Genomic DNA, 2,638 nt, shown 5'->3' with positions numbered 1-2,638 from the left:
TGCGTATTCCGGCGAACGTGACCGGTCATTCCGGTGATCGTGACCGATTTGCACACGGCCTTCACGCTGGAGAGAGTTTTGTACGCTGAGCGGTCACGATGGGTCAACCGATTCCGTTTTTTGTGCGTTGGTTTTTCTCAGTGATTCCCCTTTCAGATTGAGTCGGTGAGCGCCGTGCAGGAGCCGATCCATGATGGCGTCTGCCAGCGTGGCGGAGCCGATGTAGTCATGCCAGTGCTCCGTGGGTAACTGGCTGGCGATGAGGGTGGAGCCCCGCCCGTGTCGGTCTTCGATTACTTCCATCAGGTCCTGCCGCTGCTGCGCCGTGATCTTCTGCATGCCCCAGTCATCCAGGATCAGCAGGTTGGTCTTCAGCAACTGGTTCATCAGCCGACCGTAGCTACCATCACCGTGCGCGATGCGCACCTGCTCGAACAGGCGCGGCACTCGCAGGTAGCGCACCGAGAGGCCTTGCCGGCAGGCCTGATTGCCCAGGGCACAGGCCAGCCAGGTCTTGCCGCAACCGGTAGGCCCGGTGATGCACAGGTTCAGGGACTGGCGGATCCAATCGCTGCTCGCCAGGGCCGCCATACGCGAGCGTTCCAGTCCCCGGGGATGGCGGTAATCGATGTCTTCGATGCACGCCGGCACGCGCAGGCGGGCGGCCTTGAGCAGCCGGTCCAGCCGCCGGTTTTCCCGGTGCAGCACCTCCCGATCCACTAACAGGGCCAGGCGTTCCTCGAACGCCAGGTCATGCGTTTCCGGTTGAGCGCGTTGTTGTTCCAGGGCATCGCCCATGCCCGTCAGCTTGAGGTGGCGTAAGGTATCGAGGGTGTTGTGCGTTAGCATACGTTTCTCCGGGATCAGTGGTAGTAGTGGGGGCCGCGAACGTTGGTGTGAACCGGCAGCTCGGTCAGTTCCGGTGGCTCCTCGGCCACCGGCAGCGGTAACTGATCCAGCCCCTGCTTCAGAATCGAGGTGATGCTCTGGTAACTGGCGGAGTGGATGGCCAGCGCTCGGGCACAGGCCTGCTCAAGGCGATCACGACTGTAGCGCCGACTAAGGTTCAGAAGGCCCAGGCAGGCGCGGTAACCATGTTCCGGATGAGGCCGATCCTTGAGCTGCTTCTGCACCACGCCCAGCGTGCCGGGGCCGATGTCATTGGCCCAGTTCAGGAACCGTCCCGGTGACCAGTTCTGATGGGCCTGGTGCGATTTGGGCATGTGTTCAGTCAGGGTGACGAAGCGGCCCTTACCATGACGAGGGTGTAGCGCCACTCGCTGCCCTTTGTGCATGACCTCCACGGAGGTGTCGGTCACCCGAACGTCCAGCTTCACCCCCACCAGGGCGTGGGGCACGCTGTATAGCCGCTTCTCGATCTCGATGTGATAGTCGATACCCGGCCGTGCCTTACGCCACTCGGCGTAGGTGTAGGGCGTGGCGGGGAGTGGTCGTAGTGCCGGTCGGTCGAGGGCATCGAACAGGCTTTGCCGACTCTCTGTCCGTCCTTGGAACGGGCGCTGGTTCAGCGCTGGTAACAACGCGGCGATGGCGGCGTTCAACTCGGCCAGAGAGAAGAACGTCTGGTGCCGTAACCGGGCCAGGATCCAGCGCTCGACCAACAGCACGGCGGCTTCAGCCTTTGCCTTGTCCTTGGGCTTGTAGGGACGCGCGGGCAGCACCGCCGTCTGATAGTGAGCAGCCAGTTCAGCGTAGGTCTCGTTGATCTTCGGGGTGTAACGGTCCGCCTTGGTGACCGCTGCCTTGAGGTTGTCCGGAACCAGCAGTGCCGGCACCCCGCCGAAGAACGTCAGCATCCGTTGGTGGGAGGCGATCCAGTCCGGCAGGCTCTGGCTCCTGGTGGCCTCGGCGAAGGTGTAGCTGGAGGCACCAAGCACGGCGACAAAGACCTGGGCCTGACGCATCTCTCCGGTGCTCCGGTCCACCACCGGCACGGTCGGTCCGCAGTAATCGATAAAGACCTTCTCGCCGGCCCGGTGAACCTGGCGCATGCTGCGCCGTTGCCGCCCCCGCCAGAGCCGGTAGTGGTGGCAGAATTGGCTGTAGCGGTAGGCCTTGTCGCCGTGGCGTTCCGTGTACTCGGCCCAGAGCAGTTGCAAGGTAACGCCCTTGGTCTTGAGTTCCTGGTGGACCTGGAAGTAATCCGGCTCGGCAAAGCGTGAGGGCGGTGCCTTGACGGGGAACAGCCGTACTTCCAGCCAGGCCTCATCAGCATCCTCGGGCAACGGCCAAGTGATGCCCTTCGCCTGGGCCTGGCTGACGTACTTGCCGACCACGCCTTTGGAGAGACCACAGGCGCGGGCAATGCGGTCGTGGCTCAGGCCTACTTCGTGCTTGAGGCGCAAGACCTCGATGATCTGTTGCATGGAAATCCTCGCAGCCGGCATCCGCACTTCCTCGTGATGAAAAAGAAGGGTATGCCGAATAAAGTTGAAGAATTCCAGCGTGTTGGATGTGATTCCGGGGGAACGTGACCGATGATTCCGGCAACGTGACCGGCGATTCCGGAAAACTGCCCAAAATCGGTCACGATAAAACGGAATGCGCGGTCACCATCATCCAGAACAGACGGTCACGTTCAAACGGAATGGGCGGTCACGATAGGGGGGAATACGCA

At 62.2% G+C, this 2,638-nt stretch carries 2 protein-coding genes; both read right to left on the bottom strand.

What is annotated here, in order from left to right:
* Nucleotides 1-93 precede the first annotated feature (93 nt).
* A complete protein-coding gene (istB, locus tag QC815_RS17275) occupies nucleotides 94-849 on the bottom strand; it encodes an IS21-like element helper ATPase IstB (RefSeq protein WP_022522218.1) in 756 nt (251 codons plus the stop codon).
* 14 nt (nucleotides 850-863) lie between these two features.
* Entirely contained in the window at nucleotides 864-2,408 is a 1,545-nt protein-coding gene (istA, locus tag QC815_RS17270) for an IS21 family transposase (RefSeq protein ID WP_309780916.1), read from the bottom strand.
* Nucleotides 2,409-2,638: the final 230 nt, after the last annotated feature.

Origin of the sequence: Vreelandella gomseomensis (assembly GCF_031451645.1) — a bacterium.
GTDB classification, from domain to species: domain Bacteria; phylum Pseudomonadota; class Gammaproteobacteria; order Pseudomonadales; family Halomonadaceae; genus Vreelandella; species Vreelandella gomseomensis.
The sequence above is the reverse complement of the archived record's forward strand: the minus strand, read 5'-3'. Positions and strand labels throughout refer to the sequence as shown.